This is a genomic window from Janthinobacterium sp. Ant5-2-1, from assembly GCF_001445815.1.
Taxonomy (GTDB): Bacteria; Pseudomonadota; Gammaproteobacteria; order Burkholderiales; family Burkholderiaceae_D; genus Janthinobacterium; species Janthinobacterium lividum_E.
The window spans coordinates 20,526-40,045 of the sequence record NZ_LNCE01000010.1; the positions used below are offsets into that span (position 1 = coordinate 20,526).

The 19,520-nt window shown below is 65.9% G+C and carries 14 protein-coding genes; 12 read left to right on the plus strand and 2 right to left on the minus strand.

The annotated features are described in order from the left end of the window. Positions 1-31: 31 nt before the first annotated feature. Both ASN89_RS02830 and hutC read right to left on the minus strand, forming a co-directional pair. A complete protein-coding gene (locus ASN89_RS02830; protein ID WP_058048351.1) occupies positions 32-3,364 on the minus strand; it encodes a PAS domain S-box protein in 3,333 nt (1,110 codons plus the stop codon). Positions 3,365-3,695: 331 nt separating this feature from the next. Next, the gene (gene hutC, locus ASN89_RS02835) at positions 3,696-4,415 is read right to left on the minus strand and encodes a histidine utilization repressor (protein WP_046684347.1); all 720 of its coding nucleotides are present in this window, start codon (positions 4,413-4,415) and stop codon (positions 3,696-3,698) included. Positions 4,416-4,643: 228 nt separating this feature from the next. Between hutC and ada the strand changes: the two genes are divergently transcribed. From ada to ASN89_RS02895, 12 genes are all read left to right on the plus strand, one after another. Then, positions 4,644-5,699, plus strand: a complete 1,056-nt coding sequence (gene ada / locus ASN89_RS02840; RefSeq protein WP_058048197.1) for a bifunctional DNA-binding transcriptional regulator/O6-methylguanine-DNA methyltransferase Ada — start codon at positions 4,644-4,646, stop codon at positions 5,697-5,699. Next, positions 5,696-6,385: a 2OG-Fe(II) oxygenase gene (locus ASN89_RS02845; RefSeq protein ID WP_058048198.1), complete on the plus strand. Its 690-nt coding sequence runs from the start codon at positions 5,696-5,698 to the stop codon at positions 6,383-6,385. The genes ada and ASN89_RS02845 overlap by 4 nt, the downstream gene beginning before the upstream one ends. 75 nt (positions 6,386-6,460) lie before the next feature. Beyond that, positions 6,461-8,116, plus strand: coding sequence for a mechanosensitive ion channel family protein (locus ASN89_RS02850; RefSeq protein ID WP_058048199.1), 1,656 nt, complete (start codon positions 6,461-6,463; stop codon positions 8,114-8,116). A 140-nt stretch (positions 8,117-8,256) separates the two neighbouring features. Next, positions 8,257-8,883 (plus strand): GNAT family N-acetyltransferase, encoded by a 627-nt coding sequence (locus ASN89_RS02855; RefSeq protein WP_058048200.1) that lies wholly within the window; start codon positions 8,257-8,259, stop codon positions 8,881-8,883. A 72-nt stretch (positions 8,884-8,955) separates the two neighbouring features. Continuing rightward, positions 8,956-10,623 carry an amidohydrolase gene (locus ASN89_RS02860; RefSeq protein ID WP_058048201.1) on the plus strand — a complete coding sequence of 556 codons (1,668 nt, stop codon included), beginning with the start codon at positions 8,956-8,958 and terminating at the stop codon, positions 10,621-10,623. 106 nt (positions 10,624-10,729) lie between these two features. Then, a complete protein-coding gene (gene hutU, locus ASN89_RS02865) occupies positions 10,730-12,439 on the plus strand; it encodes a urocanate hydratase (RefSeq protein WP_058048202.1) in 1,710 nt (569 codons plus the stop codon). 8 nt (positions 12,440-12,447) lie between these two features. Then, entirely contained in the window at positions 12,448-14,007 is a 1,560-nt protein-coding gene (gene hutH / locus ASN89_RS02870; protein ID WP_046684340.1) for a histidine ammonia-lyase, read from the plus strand. A gap of 20 nt (positions 14,008-14,027) precedes the next feature. Next, on the plus strand, positions 14,028-14,816 hold the full coding sequence (gene hutG / locus ASN89_RS02875; RefSeq protein ID WP_058048203.1) for an N-formylglutamate deformylase: 789 nt from the start codon (positions 14,028-14,030) through the stop codon (positions 14,814-14,816). Beyond that, a complete protein-coding gene (locus ASN89_RS02880; protein ID WP_058048204.1) occupies positions 14,801-16,177 on the plus strand; it encodes a formimidoylglutamate deiminase in 1,377 nt (458 codons plus the stop codon). Before hutG ends, ASN89_RS02880 begins: the two co-directional genes overlap by 16 nt. After that, positions 16,177-16,752, plus strand: coding sequence for a HutD family protein (locus ASN89_RS02885; protein ID WP_046684337.1), 576 nt, complete (start codon positions 16,177-16,179; stop codon positions 16,750-16,752). The genes ASN89_RS02880 and ASN89_RS02885 overlap by 1 nt, the downstream gene beginning before the upstream one ends. Before the next feature lie 12 nt (positions 16,753-16,764). Next, positions 16,765-17,991 carry an imidazolonepropionase gene (gene hutI / locus ASN89_RS02890; RefSeq protein WP_058048205.1) on the plus strand — a complete coding sequence of 409 codons (1,227 nt, stop codon included), beginning with the start codon at positions 16,765-16,767 and terminating at the stop codon, positions 17,989-17,991. Positions 17,992-18,012: 21 nt separating this feature from the next. Beyond that, positions 18,013-19,512 (plus strand): glycine betaine ABC transporter substrate-binding protein, encoded by a 1,500-nt coding sequence (locus tag ASN89_RS02895; RefSeq protein ID WP_414842499.1) that lies wholly within the window; start codon positions 18,013-18,015, stop codon positions 19,510-19,512. Positions 19,513-19,520: the final 8 nt, after the last annotated feature.

Consider the following 19,520-nt stretch of genomic DNA (forward strand, 5'->3'; position numbering starts at 1 on the left):
GATACCTTGCCATAGCATAATTTGGCGGTAGCTAATCGTCATTGGCAAAGCTGGTGTTATTCATGATTTGTTCGGTAATCTGTTCCAGCAGGGGCCACAGGCGCGCGACGATGTGCCGTGCCCGCTCCGCCTCGTCGGCCGGTTCGCCCGGCGCCAGGGTTTCCAGGTTGTGGCACAGCTCGGCCAGTCCCAGGGCGCCCACGGTGCGCGCCGACGACTTGATGCGGTGCCCCAGTTCGCGCACCTGGTGCACGTCGCCGCGCGCCAGGGCCGCATCGATGTCGCCGAAGCCATCCTGTGTGGTCTGCAGGAACTTGAAGGCGAACTTGCGCACTTTCTCCGGGTTGTAGCCCAGCAACTTTGCCAGGATGGACAGGTCGATCACTTGCGGATCGCCCGCCAGGGTGGTCTTGAAGGCGGGCGCGGCGCGGCTGCGCGCCGGTGGCGGCGGCGTCTCGCGCGCCGGCAGCCAGCTGGCGATGGTCTGGTACATCATGGCCGGCTGGATGGGCTTGGAAATGAAATCGTCCATGCCCGCATCCAGGCAGCGCACGCGGTCTTCGCTGGTGGCCGTGGCTGTCATGGCCAGCACGCGCAAGTGCGCCAGTTGCGGGTCGGCGCGGATGTGGCGCGTTGCTTGCAAGCCATCCATCAGCGGCATCTGCACATCCATCAGCACGCAGTCGAACTGGGTCTGGCGCAGCAGGTCGAGCGCTTCCTCGCCATTGTTGGCCAGGCAGACGGAGGCGCCCGCTTCCTCCAGCAATTCCAGCGCCACTTGCTGGTTGAACGTATTGTCTTCCACCAGGAGGATGCGCGCATGCTTGAGCGTGCGCATCACCAGGGCCGCGTCGGCGCTGGCGCGCATGGCCGCCGCCGTTTGCACCATGCTGTCGAGCATGGCGGGTGCGGCCTGGTCGGAAATGCCCAGGTTGGCCGTGAACCAGAAAGTGCTGCCGGCGCCGGGCTGGCTGTCGACGCCCACGTCGCCGCCCATCAGCTGTGCCAGCTGCTTGCAGATGGCCAGGCCCAGGCCCGTGCCGCCATATTCGCGCGTGGTGGACGTGTCCGCCTGCTGGAAAGACTGGAAAAGCTTGCTCATTTCATCCTGCGACAGGCCGATGCCGTGGTCGCACACTTCAAAGCGCACCAGACAGTGCTTGGCATCCGCCACCACCTTGCGCACTTTCACGGTAATGCTGCCCTGTTCGCTGAACTTGATGGCGTTATTGGCGTAGTTGATCAGCACCTGCCCCAGGCGCAGCGGGTCGCCCACGAGCACGGCCGGCAATTGCGGGTCGATTTCAAACAGCAATTCCAGGTTCTTGCCGGCGGCGCGCGGCGCCACCACCGTCATCAGGGTTTGCACCACGTGGTCGAAACTGAAGTTGACGCGCTCGATTTCCAGCTTGCCCGCCTCGATTTTCGAGATGTCGAGAATATCGTCGATGATGCCCAGCAAGTGCTCTCCGGCAAAGCGGATTTTTTCCAGGTAATCGCGCTGGCGCGGTTCCAGATCCGTCTTGAGCGCCAGGTACGCCATGCCGATCACGCCGTTCATCGGCGTGCGGATTTCATGGCTCATGTTGGCTAGGAATTGGCCCTTTGCCAGGCTCGCCTCTTCCGCCACCTGCTTGGCCTGGTCCAGCTGCTCCGTGCGCTGCGCCACGCGTTCTTCCAGATGTTCATTGAGTTCGCGCAAGGCGCTCTCGCTGCGCTTGTGATACGTGATGTCCGTCAGGCTGGCCACCACCATGCCCACCTTGCCGTATTCATCGCGGATGGCTTCCGTGTTGACGGACAGCCACGACAGGCTGCCGTCGGGCTGCTGCACGCCCATCAGCACGTCGCGCATGGCGACACCCGTGGACAGGGTGATGTGCACGGGGTGGCTGCGCTGGTCGAAAGGGGAACCGTCCTCGTGGATGGCTTGCCACAGGCTGCGGTTGGACTGACTGGCCGGACTGGCCGCCAGCATGCGCTCGGCGGCGGCATTGCTTTCCAGGATGTGGCCGTGGCTGTCCTGCACCACCAGGCCGTTCGTCACGGCGCCGAACACGGACGCCATGCGCTGGCTCGAGTTCGACAGCGCGATCGACGCCTGGCGACGCTCCGTGATGTCGGTGATCATCGCCAGCGTGCCGCCCGGCTCGCCATTGTCCGACTGGATGCTGGTGCTCGACAGCAAGCCCCACAGGCTGGACTGGTCCTTGCGGAAGAAGCGGAAATCGACCTGGTCCGGCTGGCTGGCGAAGCTGCCGTGGCTGGCCAGGCGGCGCTGCATCAGCAGCTGGCTGTCGCGGTCCATGAAGTCGAGCAGGGGGCGGCCCAGCATTTCCTGCACCGTGTAGCCGAGCATGTGCGCCATCTTCGGATTGACGAAGGTGGTCTTGCCGTCCGCATCCGTCATCCAGATGCCTTCGGCGGCCGTCTGCACGATCAGGCGGTAGCGCTCCGAACTGGCGTGCAGCGCTTCCTCGGCGCGTTGCCGCTGCGTCATGTCGCGCAGCGAGACGATGGAAAACACCTGGCCGGCCATGCGCAGCGGCGACAGGCTGACCTTGGCGGGGAAGTGCGTGCCGTCGCGGCGGCACGCCATCATCACCCGGCCCGGCAGGCTGTGCCGTCCTTGCGGGTCGCCTGCGGATTGGCCAGCCGTGCTTTCCGGCACCAATTGCTCCAGCGACATGCCCGTCAATTCGGCCAGCGGATAGCCGAAGCAGCGCGCGCCGATCTGGTTGGCGTAATGCACCTTGCCCTCGACGTCGGCCACCAGCATGGCTTCCGGCGCCGCTTCCAGCATCGAGCGCATGCGCGATTGCTCATCCTGCTTGCGTTCGCTGATATCGCAGATGATGCCGCTGGCCTGCGTGGCGGCGCCATCCGAGGCGCGTGTCAGCACGGCGCCGCGCGCCAGCAGCCAGCGCCAGTGGCCGTCGCTGTGGCGCAAACGGAATTCGCAATTGAAGGTGCCGGGCGCCTGGCCATCCAGATGCTGGTGAAATGCCAGGCTCAGGCGCGCGCGGTCGTCGCGGTGCACTTCCGCCAGCCAGTCGCCCAGGACATGCTCGAGTTTGGCGCTCTTGTCGCCCAGCACGTCCTGGTATTGGGGCGCGAACTGCAGCCGTCCGGACTGGCGCCGCCAGGTCCAGCCAGCCAAGGCCGCGCCGCGCAAGGCTTGCCCGGCATCCTGTTCGGCCAGGGCGTGCGCGGGCAGGAGCAGGCGGCGCAACCGTTGCCGCAGCCGCCAGGCTTGCCAGCAAGCCAGTCCCGCCAGGGCGGTGGCGCTGGCGGCAGCGTACGGCCACAGCAGTGTTGGCGCCATGCTGTGTACCGCCGCCTGCACCGGCAACGAAAGCGCCATGCCTGCCGCCAGCATCGTATGAGCGAGCCGGTGCAGCGCAGGGCGCCGAGGGCGTGATGCGCTGAAACTCGTGTGGCTGCAATACGACAAATGCATCCCTTTCTGGGGCATGATGGAACTGGGCTGACAGTGCATGATGCGCGCTCAAATAAACGCCTGCGGCGCTTTCTGGCGGCAACTATAGCATCGAATATTTGCTCGCAGTAGTTAAGTTCTGAAACGGCCAAAACGGGATTTTTTTTGTCCCGGAATGGCTGTTTTTTTCGCGATTTGGTGAGAATTCGTGAGAAAGTTGGCGCGAAATCGTGCTAACGAATCGCGATGCCTGACCTCAAGTAAAACTTCCCGCGAACTGATAGCGGTGCCCGGGATGCCACATGGTGGCGATCGAGGCGATCTTGCCGCCCGAGCGCGTCTGGCGGCGCAGCACCAGGCACGCCTGTTTCGTGTCGATGGCCAGCATTTCGGCGATGTCGCGCGGCGCCGACAGCGCCTCGATGCTGTAGGTGGCGCCTTGCAGGGGCGCGGCGGCCATCAGGTATTCGTTCGGCGTGATGCTGGAAAAATCCTGCGTCATGTAGTCGGGCGCGCACTCGGGATTGACCCAGCGGTCTTCCACCTGGATCGGCACGCCGTTTTCAAAATGCACGATCAGCGAGTGGAACAGCGGGTGCTCGGGCGGCAGGCCGAATTGCTTGGCCAGCAAGTCGGATGCCTTGGTGCGTTCAAGCAATTGCAAGCTGCTGCGGTGGATATGTCCGCGTGCCCGCACTTCATCGGCGATACTCTTGATTTCCAACAAGGTCGCCTGGTATTTTTGCTGCGCCACATAGGTGCCGGAACCCTGGCGACGCGTCAGCACCTGTTCGCTGGTCAGTTCGCGCACGGCGCGGTTGACCGTCATGCGCGAGACGCCGAATTGTTTCACCAGTGCTTGCTCGGATGGAATCACATCGCCTTCCTTCCAGCGTCCGGCGGCGATGCCGGCCAGCAGAAAATCCTTGATGCGCTGGAAAATGGGCGTATTTTCTTGTGTATTGTGATCGTCCAATGCGGTTTCTCCGGGGCGCGGGCAGGGCGCGCCGCCGGCTGGAGGCGCGATGGCCGATTTTAGCACCGAGCACGATGCCTGCCGCCAGCCTTTTTTGAATTCAAAAGCAAGCGCCGGAGTGTGGCGCGCGCCGGTGCTGGCTATGCTGGTGACTTGGAGCCTATCCCAGTAGGGGATGTATTCATCTACTGGGAGAGGCTCTTACTATTGACTTGCACGGAGTTCGCCATGGAACACGCTTACCTGACTGACGATGAACGCTGGGATGCCCTGCAGCGGCGCGCGCCCGACGCCGACGGCGTCTTTTATTACTCGGTGCGCACGACGGGGGTGTATTGCCGGCCTTCCTGCGCCGCGCGTCCTGCCTTGCGCCGCAATGTGGCTTTCCACGCCACCTGCGAGCAGGCGGAGGCGGCCGGCTTTCGCCCCTGCCTGCGCTGCAAGCCGAACCTGCCGCCACTGGCCCAGCGTCAGGCGGCCATCGTGGCCGACATTTGCCGGCTGATCGACGCCAGCGACGAGCTGCCCGATCTGGACAGCCTGGCACAGGCGGCCGGCATGAGCCGCTTTCACTTCCACCGCGTCTTCAAGGCGCACACGGGCATCACGCCGAAAGCGTACGCGGCGGCGCGGCGCGGCGAGCGCCTGAAGGCCGGCTTGCAGGGCGAAGCGAACGTCACGGAAACCTTGTATGCGGCCGGCTTCAATTCCAGCGGCCGCCTGTATGCGGCCACGCCCGGTTTGCTGGGCATGACGCCGGGCGCCTTTCGCGCCGGCGGAAGCGGCGCCGTGATCCGCTTTGCCATCGGCGCCTGCTCGCTGGGCGCCATCCTCGTGGCCAGCACGGACAAGGGCATCTGCGCCATCCTCATCGACGACGACCCGGAAGTGCTGCTGCGCGACTTGCAGGACCGCTTTCCCCAAGCCGAGCTGCGCGGCGCGGAAGCCGACTATGAACAGACGGTGGCGCAAGTCGTCGGCCTGGTCGAGGCGCCGGGCCTGGGACTGGACTTGCCGCTCGACGTGCGCGGCACGGTGTTCCAGCAGCGGGTGTGGCAAGCCTTGCGTGAGATTCCCGCCGGCAGCACGGTCAGCTATGCCGAGCTGGCCCGCCGCATCGGCGCCCCGCAAGGCGCGCGCGCCGTGGCCGGTGCCTGCGCCGCGAATGCGCTGGCCGTCGCCATTCCCTGCCATCGGGTGGTGCGCAACGATGGCGCCTTGTCCGGCTACCGCTGGGGCGTGGAGCGCAAGCAGGCATTGCTGGAACGCGAGGGTGAGCGATGATGGCGCTCGATTGGCGGCAGATCGAGGATGAGCTGAATGCGCATGGCTGCGCCGTCGTGCCGGGCTTGCTCGATCCCGCCCAGTGCGCGGCGCTGGCGGCGCAGTACGACGATGCGTCGCGCTTTCGCAGCAAGGTGGTGATGCAGCGTCATGGTTTTGGACAAGGCGAGTACCAGTATTGGGCGCATCCGCTGCCGGACGTGGTGGCCGCCTTGCGCACGAGCTTGTATTCCCCCTTGGCGGCCATTGCCAACCGCTGGCACGCCAGCATGGGCATCGAGACGCGCTTTCCGTCCAGTCACGCCGATTTCCTCGCGCGCTGCCATGCGGCCGGGCAAACCCGGCCCACGCCCTTGCTCTTGCGCTACCGCGAAGGCGATTACAACTGTTTGCACCAGGACCTGTATGGCGAGCACGTGTTTCCGTTGCAGCTGGCCGTGCTGCTGTCGCGCCCGCAAGACGATTTCACGGGCGGCGAGTTCGTGCTGACGGAGCAGCGCCCGCGCATGCAGTCGCGCGCCGAAGTGGTGTCGCTGGCGCAGGGCGACGCCGTCCTCTTTCCCGTCGCGCTGCGCCCCGTGAACGGCACGCGCGGCACTTACCGCGTGAACATGCGCCACGGCGTGTCGCGCCTGCGCTCGGGCTTGCGTCACACCCTGGGCATCATTTTCCACGATGCGAGCTGAAGAGTAGCTGCGGCGCTTGAGTTTCCATGATTACATGGCATGATGGCTGCTCCTTGTCACTCTTTCATTTCCGCCATGTCCGCGTTGCTCCGCCTGTTGTGCCTGTTGACCATTTTCCTGTTGCCCGCAGCCCATGCGGACGATGGCGTGCCCGCGCTCGTTGCGGAGGCCGGGGCCGTCGTGGCGCCGTCGCAAGCTGCGGCCAGGACGGCGCCGCTGATGTTCGCCAACCGCAAGGTATTCGTCTTCCGCGCCGCGCTGGCCGGCTATCCGCCCGACGAGCGTGCCATCGGTGCGCAGCGCCGCCTGGAAAGCGTGCTGGCAAAAAACGGCCCCTTGCAGGCGAGCACGCGCATGATTCCTGAAGGCACGCAAGTGCTGCTCGATGGCGTGCAGCTGTTCGTCGTCGTGCCCGGCGATGTCAACCAGTTGGCTGGCGACACGACGGAAAGCGTGGCGAAAACGGCAGCCGCCGAGCTGAGCAAGGCTGTGTTTGACTATCGCGAGCAAAGCAGCTGGCGCTACCTGGCCATCGCCGCCGCCGTGTGCGCGGCCGCCACCCTCGTGTTCTGGCTCGTGTGGATGGGCTTGACGCGCTTTTACCGCTGGGCCAAGCGCCGCAGCGGCATCCTACTGGCCTCGCGCCTGCGCGACGTGCGCCTGAAGAATGTGCGCGTGCTCGACGCCGAACATTACATCGCCTTCGCCTACCAACTGCTGAGCGCCGTGCTGTGGGGCTTGCGCCTGATGGCCACCTATCTGTGGGCCGCCTTCGTGCTGGGCCGTTTGCCCTACACGCGCTCCTGGGGCGAAAGCCTGAGCGGCTATCTGTTCGACGTGGCGGCCGACGTCTTCCACGCCATCATTGGCGCCTTGCCGGGGCTGGTGCTGGTCTGCGTGATCTTCGCCATCGCGCGCCTGATCGCCGCCACGGCCGCCTCGCTGTTCAAGCGCGTGGAAAGCGGCGAATTGCAAATCGGCTGGCTGGACAAGGACACGGCCCTGCCGACGCGCCGCATCGCCAGCGTGGTGATCTGGCTGTTCGCGCTGGCCATGGCGTATCCATATCTGCCCGGCTCGCACACGGCCGCCTTCCAGGGGCTGTCCGTGCTGGTCGGCCTGATGGTGTCGATCGGCGCGTCGAGCATCGTCGGCCAAGGCGCCAGCGGCCTGATCCTGATGTACACGCGCGCGCTGCGCAAGGGGGAATATGTGCGCGTGGGCGACAGCGAGGGCACGGTGGTCGACGTGGGCATGTTCGAGACGCGCTTGCGCACGGGTCTGGGCGAAGAGGTCGCCTTGCCGAACGCGTGGGTGATGTCGCAAACGACAAAGAACTACTCGCGCGCCCAGCCCGGCGGCGGCTTCGTGCTCGACTCCACCGTCACCATCGGCTACGCGACGCCGTGGCGGCAAGTGCACGCCATGCTGGAACTGGCCGCCTCGCGCACCACGGAACTTTCCACTTCGCCAAAACCGTACGTGATGCAGCTGGCCCTGCAAGACTATTATGTGCAATACCGCCTCGTCGCCTACGCCAGCGCCGAAGTCCCCCGCCAGCGCGCCGAAGTGCTGAACCGCTTGCACCAGAACATCATCGACGTCTTCAACGAATTCAACGTGCAGATCACGTCGCCGCATTACATCGATGACCCGAAAGAATCGCAGGTGGTGCCGCCGGAGGAGTGGTTCAGGGCGCCGGCGCACAAGCCGGAGGACGGGGCCAAGTAAGGTCGCGCGACATGATGCTCGGCCATGGCGCTCCGCGCAAATACCAGTGTCAGCCCGTGGTGTCCTGGTGGTATTGGCCAGGCGCAAGGCCTGCACGCGTGCGCTAAGATGCCGGCGTTTCCACGAAAAGAAAGAGAACCATGTCCAGCCCATCTCCCACCGACACCTCCCGCACCGTCCGCAGCCTGGCCGCCGCCCTGATCGGCGACCCGTTCTACCGCACCGTCACGGTGGCTTGCGGCGAGGACGAAGCGGCGCGGCTGGCGATGCTGGAAGCGTACTTCGCGCTGGCGCTGGCCGAGGGGGAGCAGGCGGGGCGCGTCGACCTGGCTGACGAGGTGTGCAATGAGGCCGGCAATGGCGCCGCGATCTGGACGACGGATACGCCGGCAGCACTGCGCCAGGCCGCGTATGCGCAGCGCGAAGCAGCGTTGCGCGCACTGCTGGGGGAGCAGGGCTACGCGCATTTCACGGCCATCGTCGAGAACATGGAGCACGCGCTGGCGCCGCATGGTTTGCAGGATGCGTGGTATCTGTCGATCGCCGGCATCGATCCCGCCGCACAGGGCCGGGGACTGGGCGCGGCCGTGCTGGCGCCTGGCCTGGCGGCCGTCGATGCGGCGGGCGCCGCATGCTTTCTGGAGACATACAACGAGCGCAGCCTGCCGTTCTATGCCCGCCTGGGCTTCGCGGTGGCGAGGCGGTACGCGGAAGCCGTCACGGGCTGCGATTACTGGCTCATGGTACGGGAACCTCACGCTGCCTGATTGACCATTTTGCCAATTTCTATACACTCGTCTTTTCACTTATTTACTTAATTAAAAGACTTGGAGATGGAAATGCCGATCCCGCGCCGCACCCTGCTCGTTCTCGCCTGCCTGGGCGCCTTGGGTCATGCCCACGCCGACACGGTCATCGACAATGCCAACGGCTATACGCTCGATGCAAACGGCAAGGTGGTGCGTTTCACGGCGCTGGCCTTTGACGATGCGGGCAAGCTGCTCGCCGTCGGCAGCGCCGCGCAGGTAAAACGCAAGGCGGCCAAGGGCGCCACGCATATCGACGTACAGGGAAAAACCGTGCTGCCTGGCCTGATCGACGCGCATGGCCACGTGTTCGGCCTGGGGACGATTGCCAGCGGCGTCATGCTGTACGGTTCCACCTCGCTGCCGGCCGCCGTGCAAGCCGTGGGCGACTTCGCACGCGCGCATCCGCAACGCAGCTGGATCATAGGCAATGGCTGGAACCAGGAAATCTGGAAGCTGGGGCGCTTTCCCACGGCTTTGGAACTCGATGCGGCGGAAAGTGCGCGGCCCGTGTGGCTGCGCCGGGTCGATGGCCACGCGGGCTGGGCCAACAGCCGCGCGCTGGCGCTGGCCGGCATCACGCGCGCCACGCCGGATCCCGCAGGCGGCAAGATCGTTCGCGACGCGGATGGCAACGCCACCGGCGTGCTGGTCGACAGCGCCATGGACTTGATGGACGCCGTGCTGCCCAAGCCCGGTGACGTGGAAAACCGCGCCGCCCTCGATGGCGCGCTGGCGCAGCTGTCGCAGGTGGGCTTGACCAGTGTGCACGATGCGGGCATCGGCCAGATGCAGGACCGGCTTTTCCGCGACTATGCGGACCACGGCAAGCTGACGGTGCGTGTGTACGGCATGATTGCCGACACGACGGACGACTTCGACGCGCTGTCGAAAAGCGGCCCCTTGACCAGCTATGCGCGCGACATGTATGCCTTGCGCGCCGTCAAATTGCTGTCCGACGGCGCCCTGGGCAGCCGCGGCGCGGCTTTGCTTGCGCCATACAGCGACGATCCGAGTACCAGCGGCCTGTTGTTCTACAAGGATGATGTCATGCGCGCGAAGATGGAAAAAGCCATGCGCGCCGGCTACCAGGTGAACGTGCACGCCATCGGCGACGCCGGCAACCATCAAATTCTCGATGGTTACCAGGCCTTGATCGCGCAATACCGCAGCGTGGGCCTGCGCCACCGCATGGAACACGCGCAGGTGGTGCAATTGAGCGATATCCCCCGTTTCAAAAGCCTGGGGATCGTGCCGTCGATGCAGCCGACGCATGCGACGTCCGACCAGAACATGGCGGAGCAGCGCGTGGGCCACGAGCGCATCAAGGGCGCGTATGCATGGCGTACCTTCCTCAAGCAAGGCTCGCGCATCGCCTGCGGATCGGACTTCCCCATCGAGTCGCCGAACCCGTTCGAGGGCATCCACGCGGCCGTGACGCGCCAGAACAGCGAGGGTTTCCCGGCCGGCGGCTGGTACCCGCAGCAAGCGATGACAGTGACGGAAGCGCTGCGCTGCTTTACCTTGGACGCGGCTTGGGCGGGGCACCAGGAAAAGGTCATCGGCACCCTGGAAGCGGGAAAATGGGCGGACTTCATCGTCGTCGACCAGGACCTGTTCAAGGTGACACCGGCCGCCATCGGCAAGACGCAGGTGCTGCAGACGTGGGTGGCGGGCAAGCGCGTGTACGAGAAAAAATAGCTAGTTTTCGCTTGCAAAAACCTGTTGACTTGGTTGTATAGACAACCTATGCTGGGAGTACCAGAGCGGACCACGCATGTACGCTCGCACCCTACGAGGAGACAGCATGAACAGCACAATGGACACCGATCCACGCTTTGATGCCAGCCGTACCATCCGCGCCCCGCGCGGCACGGTCATGGCTTGCAAGAGTTGGCAGGCCGAGGCGGCCTACCGCATGTTGCAAAACAACCTGGACCCGGAAGTGGCGGAAAATCCGCAGCACCTGGTCGTCTACGGCGGCATCGGCCGCGCAGCGCGCAACTGGGCCTGTTTCGACCAGATCCTCGCCTCCTTGCGCGAACTGGAAGACGACCAGACTTTGCTGATCCAGTCCGGCAAGCCGGTGGGCGTATTCCAGACCCACGCGGATGCGCCGCGTGTGCTGATCGCCAATTCCAACCTGGTACCGAAATGGGCCAACTGGGAACACTTCAACGAACTCGATCGCCAGGGCCTGTTCATGTACGGCCAGATGACGGCCGGCAGCTGGATCTATATCGGCACGCAGGGCATCGTGCAAGGCACGTATGAAACCTTCGCCGAGGCGGGCCGCCAGCATTTCGGCGGCGACTGGGGCGGGCGCTGGATCTTGACGGCGGGCCTGGGCGGCATGGGCGGTGCGCAGCCGCTGGCCGCCACCATGGCGGGCGCCGTCTCGCTCAATATCGAATGCCAGCAAAGCAGCATCGACTTCCGTCTGCGCACGCGCTACCTGGACAAGCAGGCGGCCAGCCTGGACGAAGCCCTGGAACTGGTCAAATACCATACCGAACGCAAGGAAGCGATCTCCATTGGCCTCTTGGGCAACGCGGCCGAAGTGCTGCCGGAACTGGTGCGCCGCGCCAAGGCGGGCGGCCTGGTGCCGGACCTGGTGACGGATCAGACGTCCGCGCACGACCTGGTCAACGGCTATCTGCCGCGCGGCTGGAGCGTGTCGGACTGGAAGGCGGCGCAGCAAGACCCGCAGCGCCATGCGCGCCTGACGGTGGCGGCCGCCGATTCCTGCGCCGCCCACGTGCAAGCCATGCTCGATTTCCACGCCATGGGCGTGCACACTGTCGATTACGGCAACAACATCCGCCAGGTGGCGTTCGACCAGGGCGTGCAGAACGCCTTCGACTTCCCCGGCTTCGTGCCCGCCTATATCCGCCCGCAGTTCTGCGAGGGTCGCGGCCCGTTCCGCTGGGTGGCGTTGTCGGGCGACCCGGAAGACATCTATAAAACGGATGCGAAGATCAAGGAGCTGTTCCCGCACCACAAGCAGGTGCACCACTGGCTGGACATGGCGCGCGAGCGCATCGCCTTCCAGGGCCTGCCGGCGCGCATCTGCTGGCTGGGACTGGGCGAGCGCCACATCGCCGGCCTGGCCTTCAACGAAATGGTGCGTATGGGCGAGCTGAAGGCGCCCATCGTCATCGGCCGCGACCACCTCGACACGGGTTCCGTCGCCAGCCCGAACCGCGAGACGGAAAGCATGAAGGATGGCACGGACGCCGTCTCCGACTGGCCGCTGCTCAACGCCATGCTGAACACGGCCGGCGGCGCCACCTGGGTCTCGCTGCACCATGGCGGCGGCGTGGGAATGGGGTATTCTCAGCATGCGGGCATGGTCATCGTGGCCGACGGCAGTGAAGCGGCGGCGAAACGCCTGGCTAGAGTGCTGGTCAACGACAGCGGCTCTGGCGTGATGCGCCATGCCGATGCCGGCTATGAAACAGCGGCCGCCTGCGCCAAGCGCAACAATCTGAACCTGCCGATGCTTAATACGAAGTGAAAGCAAACATGACACAGCACTCCAAAAGTTGGACCCTGAAACCGGGCGCGATGACCCTGGGCGACCTGCGCGCCGTCTGGGCCGCGCCCGCGAAACTGATCCTCGCCGCCGAAGCGTATCCCGTCATCGAGGCATCGGCCGCCGCCGTGCAAGCCATCGTCGCCAAGGGCGATGCGGCCTACGGCATCAACACGGGTTTCGGCCTGCTGGCCAAGACGCGCATCCCCGATGAAAAGCTCGAGCAATTGCAGCGCAACTTGATCCTGTCGCACTCCGTCGGCACGGGCGAACTGCTGTCGGATGCCGTCGTGCGCCTGATCATGCTGATGAAGATCGGCAGCCTGGCGCGCGGCTTTTCCGGCGTGCGCCCGCTGATCGTCGACACCCTGATCGCCCTGTACAACGCCGGGATCATGCCGGCCATTCCCGCCAAGGGTTCCGTCGGCGCCTCGGGCGACCTGGCGCCGCTGTCGCACATGACCCTGGCCATGCTGGGCGTGGGCGAAGTGCGCGTCAACGGCGAATTGATGGCGGCGCCCGAAGCGCTGGCGCAAGCCGGCATCGCGCCCGTCGTGCTGGCGGCGAAAGAGGGCCTGGCGCTGATCAACGGCACGCAAGTGTCGAACGCGCTGGCGCTGCATGGCCTGTTCATGGCCGAGCGCCTGCTGGAAGCGGCCATGGTCACGGGCGCGCTGTCGCTCGATGCGGCCAAGGGCAGCGATTCCCCATTCGACGCGCGCGTGCATGCCGTGCGCGGACAGCCGGGACAGATCCTGGCCGCGCAGATGTACCGCCAGCTGGTGGCGCACAGCGCGATCCGCGCCTCGCACCTGGAAGGCGACGAGCGCGTGCAGGACCCGTACAGCCTGCGCTGCCAGCCGCAAGTCATGGGCGCCTGCCTCGATTTGATCGGCAATGTGGGCCGCACCCTGCTGATCGAAGCCAATGCCGTCACGGACAATCCGCTGATCTTCCAGGATGGTCCCAACGGGCAGGCGGAGATCGTCTCGGGCGGCAATTTCCATGCCGAGCCGGTCGCCTTTGCAGCCGACACCCTGGCGCTGGCGATTGCTGAAATCGGCGCGCTGGCCGAGCGCCGCATCGCGCTGCTGATCGACGCCACGCTCTCCGGCCTGCCACCCTTCCTCGTGCGCGACCCCGGCGTCAATTCCGGCTTCATGATCGCCCACGTGACGGCGGCCGCGCTGGCGTCGGAAAACAAGTCGCTCGCGCATCCGGCCAGCGTCGACAGCCTGCCCACTTCCGCCAACCAGGAAGACCATGTGAGCATGGCCACGTTCGCCGGGCGCCGCCTGGACGACATGGCGCACAACACGGCCGTCATCGTCGGCATCGAGCTGCTGGCCGCTGCGCAGGGCATCGATTTCCACCGTCCGCTGAAAACCTCGCCGCACCTCGAGCACGTGCATCAACAGCTGCGCCAGAAAGTGCCGTTCTTCGACGCCGACCGCTTCTTCGCGCCCGATATCGAAGCGGCCAAGCAGATGGTGCTGCAGGGTGAGTTGAGCAGCAAGTGCAAGAATTTGTTCGCCCCGCTGTACGCCTGAGCGGGCGCAAGGAGACAAGCATGGATTTCCGCTTCAACGAAGGCAGCATCCCGCTGCTCGTGTCGATGCCCCACGTGGGCACCGACATACCCGACGATATCGCCGCGCGCATGACGCCCCAGGCCTTGGTCAAGGCCGATACGGACTGGCATTTGCGCGAACTGTATGGATTTTTGCAGGAGATGGATGCGTCCGTGCTGTCGGCGCGCTGGTCGCGCTACACCATCGACTTGAACCGCCCGCAGGAAGACACGAATCTGTATCCGGGCCAGGATACGACGGGCTTGCTGCCCAGCGATACCTTCCACCGCGAGCCTGTGTACCTGGCTGGCAAGGAGCCCGATGTGGCCGATGTACAGCGCCGGCTGCAGCGCTATTGGGCGCCGTATCATGCGCAGCTGCGCGCGGAACTGGACCGGCTGCTGCGCGTGCATGGCGCCGTGGTGCTGTGGGATGCCCATTCCATCGCCTCGCGCGTGCCGCGCTTCTTTGACGGCAAACTGCCCGACCTGAATTTCGGTACGGCCGACGGCGCCAGCTGCGATGGCGGCCTGACGTCGGCCGTGGTCGATATCGCGCGCGCGCAGGATCAATTTACGGTCGCGCTGAATGGCCGCTTCAAGGGCGGCCACATCACGCGCCATTACGGCCAGCCGGACAACCGCGTGCATGCGATCCAGCTGGAGATGTGCAAGTGCCTGTACATGGACGAGACGGCGCCTTTCGGCTACCGGCCCGACCTGGCGGCACAGGTGCAGCCGCTGCTGCGCCAGATGATGGCAGCGGCCGTGGCATGGGTGGCGCGTTGAGCGGCTGTCTGTTCGCGCGCCACGCGCTGCTGCCGCAAGGCTGGCGCCGCGACGTGCTGCTGGAGTGGAATGCGACGGGCGACTTGACGGCGGTGACCGACAATGCCGCGCCGCCGCCCAGCGTGGAGGTGGCCGAGTATGTCTTGCCCGGCATGGTCAACCTGCATTCGCATGCGTTCCAGCGGGCGCTGGGCGGCATGACGGAAGTCGCCGGCGATGGCCCTGACAGCTTCTGGACCTGGCGCGAGCTGATGTACCGCTTCGCGCGCCACATCACGCCGGAGCAAATGGAAACCATCGCCGCGCAGCTGTTTGCCGAATGCCTGCGCCATGGCTACACGGCCGTGTGCGAATTCCACTACCTGCAGCGCGATATGGCCGGCGCACTGTATGCACGTCCTGCCGAAACGGCGGAACGGGTGCTGGCCGCGGCGCGCCTCAGCGGCATCGGCGTGACCATGCTGCCCGTGCTGTACAGCCATGCGGGTTTCGGCGCACAGCCCCTCAAACCCGAGCAGGCGCGCTTTCGCACCGGTGCGGATGATGTCTTGCGCATCGTCGACGCGCTGGCGCCGCAGCGCGGCGGGCAGGTGGAGGTGGGCTTTGCACCCCATTCCCTGCGCGCGGCCGACGTGGCGCAGATCCGCGCAGTGGCGCAAGCGCTGCCCGCAGGGCGCCCCATCCACATCCACATCGCCGAGCAGCAGGGCGAGGTGCGCCAGAGTCTCGATGTCAGCGGCCGGCGCCCGGTGCAGTATCTGTACGATCAGGTCGACGTCGATGCGCGCTGGTGCCTCGTGCATGCCACGCATGTGCAGCCCGACGAAGTGGCGCTGATGGCCGCCAGCGGCGCCGTCGCGGGCCTGTGCCCGACGACGGAAGCGAACCTGGGCGACGGCCTGTTCCCGCTGGCCGAATTCATCGCCGCCGGCGGGCGTTTCGGCGTCGGCAGCGACAGCCATGTATCCCAGTCGCCGGTGGAGGAATTGCGCTGGCTCGAATATGGCCAGCGCTTGCAGCGCCAGCAGCGCAATGTGGCCGCCACGCCGGATCAACGCCATGTGGGCGACTACTTGTGGCAAACGGCCTTGCAGGGCGGCGCGCAGGCGGCCGGGCGCAAGCTCGGCGCCCTGGCGCCGGGCTGCCGCGCCGACTTGCTGGTGCTCGACGACGCGCATGTCAACCTGTGCGGCGTGGCCATCGCCGATGTGCTGGGCAGCGTACTTTTCTGCGGCAACGACAACCTGGTGCGCGACGTGCTGTGCGGCGGCCAGTGGCAGGTGCGCGATGGGCGCCACGTGGCGCAGGACGCCATCGCCACCGCCTACAAGCGCACCCTGGCGCAACTGAGGGCACTCTGATGGCGACCTTCATCCCGCAGGAATACCTGCGCGCCGCGCCGTGGAAAAACGGCGGCGGCAGCACGACGGAAATCGCGATCGCTCCCCCTGGCGCCGGTTTCGACGATTTTGACTGGCGTATCAGCCTGGCGACGATCACGGCCAGCGGGCCATTTTCCAGCTTTCCCGGCATCGACCGCAGTTTGATGCTGGTCGATGGCGACAGCGTGCAGCTGACGCTGGACGGCGCGCGCAAGGTAACCTTGAGCGCGGCGCAACCGATGCTGTGGTTTCCCGGCGAAGCGGCCGTATTCGCGCAAGTCAAGGGGCCGACGACGGATTTCAATGTGATGACGCGACGCGACCGCTGCCGCCATCAGCTGGAAAAAATCACGGCGCCGGGCAAGTTGGCGCGGCGCAGCGCGGCGACCCTGCTGTTCGTCGCCGGCGAAGGCCACGTGCTGGCGCGCGGTGGCGAGCAGCAGTTCGCGCTGGCCCGCCATGACGCGCTGCTGCTCGACGCCGACGATGCGCCGGACTGGCGGCTCGACGCCTTGCAGCGCACGGCCGTGTTCCGTGTCGACCTGTTCATCTAGGAAGGAAACACCATGCAAGACTGGGATATGGTCATCCACAACGTCCACCTGGCCACCATGGAGCATGGCTATGGCGAACTGCTGGACGCGGCCATCGCCGTCAAGGATGGCCGTATCGCGTGGTTCGGCCCCGGCGACGAGCTGCCGGCCAGCGGCGCGGTGCTGATTGATGGCCAGGGCTGCTGGCTGACGCCCGGGCTGATCGACTGCCATACGCACATCGTCCATGCGGGCAACCGCAGCGACGAATTCGAGGCGCGTCTGAATGGCGCCAGCTATGAAGACATCAGCCGCGCCGGCGGCGGCATCATGTCCACCGTGCGCGCCACGCGCGCGGCCAGCGACGACGAATTGCTGCGGCAAAGCCTGCCCCGCGTGCTGGCGCTGCTGGCCGAGGGCGTAACGACCCTGGAGATCAAGTCCGGCTATGGCCTCGACGCGGACAGCGAGGCGAAGATGCTGCGCGTGGCGCGCAGGATAGGAGAGCAGCTGCCCGTGTCCGTGCGCACCACCTTCCTCGGTGCGCACGCGCTGCCGCCCGAGTATGCGGGCCAGGCCGACTCTTATATCGAGCTGCTGTGCGCGCAGATGCTGCCCCGGCTGGCTGGCGCTGGACTGGTCGACGCCGTCGACGCGTTTTGCGAGCGCATCGGCTTTACGCCGGCGCAGACGCAGCGCATGTTTGACGCGGCGCAGGCGCTGGGGCTGCCCGTGAAACTGCATGCGGAGCAGTTGTCGGACCAGGGCGGCGCGGCGCTGGTGGCCCGCTACGATGGCCTGTCGGCAGACCACCTGGAATTTCTGTCGGACGAGGGCATCGCCGCCATGGCGCAACATGGCACGGTGGCCGTGCTGCTGCCGGGCGCGTACTATTTTTTGCGTGAAGTACAGCAACCTCCTGTCATGGCCTTGCGCGCGGCCGGCGTGCCGATGGCGGTGTCCACCGATTGCAACCCGGGCACGTCGCCCATGACGTCCTTGCTGCTGGCGATGAACATGGCGTGCACCTTGTGGCAGCTGACGCCGCAGGAAGCGCTGGCCGGCTGCACGCTGCAGGCGGCGCGCGCGCTGGGCTTGCAGCATGAAACGGGCAGCCTGGTGGTGGGCAAGCGCGCCGATTTCGCCCTGTGGCGCATCGCGCGCCCGGCCGACCTGGCGTATGCGCTGGGTCTGAACCCGTGCGCGGGCGTGGTGCATGGCGGTGTCTGGCGTGCGCCGGTGGTAAGCTTGCCGGATTGATTATCCGTCCTGGAGCGCCGCGTGCGTGTTGTTTACTCCTTGTCTTACCTGCTGTTGTTGCTAGTCTTCGCCATCGCGCCCGCGCATGCTCAGGATGGCGGCACCCTGAAGGTGGGTTCGAAGCGTTTTACGGAATCGTATATTCTCGGCGAAATCCTCCAGCAGAGCGCCGCGCCGCACGTCAAGGCCGAGCACCGCCAGGGCCTGGGCAACACGGCCATCGTGCTGGCCGCGCTGCAGGCGGGCAGCATCGACGTGTATGCCGAATACATGGGCACCATCGGCAGCGAAATCCTCAAGCACGACAAAGCCATCGACCTGGCGCAGATGCGGCGCGAGCTGGCGGCGCTGGGCCTGGGCGTGGCGGTGCCGCTGGGCTTTAACAATACCTATGCGCTGGCAGTGCGCCATGATGAAAAATCCATCGCCAGCCTGGCGCAACTGGCCCAGCATCCGGCCCTGAAATTCGGCCTGTCGCATGAATTCATCGGCCGTGTCGATGGCTGGCCGGGCCTGGCCGCCCGCTATGGCTTGCCGCAGCGCCCGCGCGGGCTCGATCACGGCATCGCCTATGAAGCATTGGCGCAGCGCCAGGTGGATGTGATCGATATTTACTCGACGGACGCGAAGATCCGCCAGTACGGCTTGCGCGTGCTGGCCGACACGCAGCAGTATTTTCCCCGCTACGACGCCATGCTCTTGTACCGGCTTGACGTGCCGCAGCGTTTTCCCGCCGCCTGGCTGGCGCTACAAGGGCTGCAGGGACGCATCAGCGAGAGCGACATGATCGCCATGAATGCGGCCGTGGAAATCGATGGCAAGCGTTTTTCCGACGTGGCCCGCCAGTGGCTGGCTTCCGGCACGCAGGCGAACAAGCCGGCCGCTGCGCGCGGCAAGCTGCTCGATAAAATCATCGGCGACGACTTGTGGACCCTGACGCGCCAGCATCTGACCCTGGTGCTGTTGTCGGTGGCATTGGCGTGCCTGATCGGCGTTCCGCTGGGCGTGCTGGCGGCGTTTTCGGCGCCGCTGCGGCAAACGGTGCTGGCCTTCGTCGGCGTGCTGCAGACGGTGCCGTCGCTGGCCCTGCTGGCGATATTGATCCCCGTGCTGGGCATGATCGGCACGGTGCCGGCGCTGGTGGCGCTATTCATGTACGCGCTGCTGCCCATCGTGCGCAACACGTGCACGGGCATCTTGCAGGTGCCGCAAGGCTTGCGCATGGCGGCGCTGGCGCTGGGCTTGAGCAAGCGCGACCGCCTGCTGCACGTGGACTTGCCGCTGGCCTTGCCCGTGATGCTGGCGGGCGTGAAAACGGCGGCCGTGATGAGCGTGGGCACGGCCACCATCGCCGCCTTCATCGGTGCGGGCGGCTACGGCGAACGCATCACCATCGGCCTGGCGCTCAATGACAACGACATGCTGCTGGCCGGCGCGATCCCCGCAGCCGTGCTGGCCCTGCTGACGCAGGGCTTGTTCGAGCTGGTGGAGCGCTGGGCCGTGGCCGGCCGGCAGCACTGATGGCGTCA

Coding starts and splice junctions, on each gene's coding strand:
- ASN89_RS02860 (WP_058048201.1), top strand. CDS start 8,956: ATGCCGATCCCGCGCCGCACCCTGCTCGTTCTCGCCTGCCTGGGCGCC.
- hutH (WP_046684340.1), top strand. CDS start 12,448: ATGACACAGCACTCCAAAAGTTGGACCCTGAAACCGGGCGCGATGACC.
- ASN89_RS02850 (WP_058048199.1), top strand. CDS start 6,461: ATGTCCGCGTTGCTCCGCCTGTTGTGCCTGTTGACCATTTTCCTGTTG.
- ASN89_RS02830 (WP_058048351.1), bottom strand. CDS start 3,364: ATGGCGCTTTCGTTGCCGGTGCAGGCGGCGGTACACAGCATGGCGCCA.
- ada (WP_058048197.1), top strand. CDS start 4,644: ATGGAACACGCTTACCTGACTGACGATGAACGCTGGGATGCCCTGCAG.
- hutU (WP_058048202.1), top strand. CDS start 10,730: ATGAACAGCACAATGGACACCGATCCACGCTTTGATGCCAGCCGTACC.
- hutG (WP_058048203.1), top strand. CDS start 14,028: ATGGATTTCCGCTTCAACGAAGGCAGCATCCCGCTGCTCGTGTCGATG.
- ASN89_RS02855 (WP_058048200.1), top strand. CDS start 8,257: ATGTCCAGCCCATCTCCCACCGACACCTCCCGCACCGTCCGCAGCCTG.
- ASN89_RS02885 (WP_046684337.1), top strand. CDS start 16,177: ATGGCGACCTTCATCCCGCAGGAATACCTGCGCGCCGCGCCGTGGAAA.
- ASN89_RS02845 (WP_058048198.1), top strand. CDS start 5,696: ATGATGGCGCTCGATTGGCGGCAGATCGAGGATGAGCTGAATGCGCAT.
- ASN89_RS02880 (WP_058048204.1), top strand. CDS start 14,801: ATGGGTGGCGCGTTGAGCGGCTGTCTGTTCGCGCGCCACGCGCTGCTG.
- hutI (WP_058048205.1), top strand. CDS start 16,765: ATGCAAGACTGGGATATGGTCATCCACAACGTCCACCTGGCCACCATG.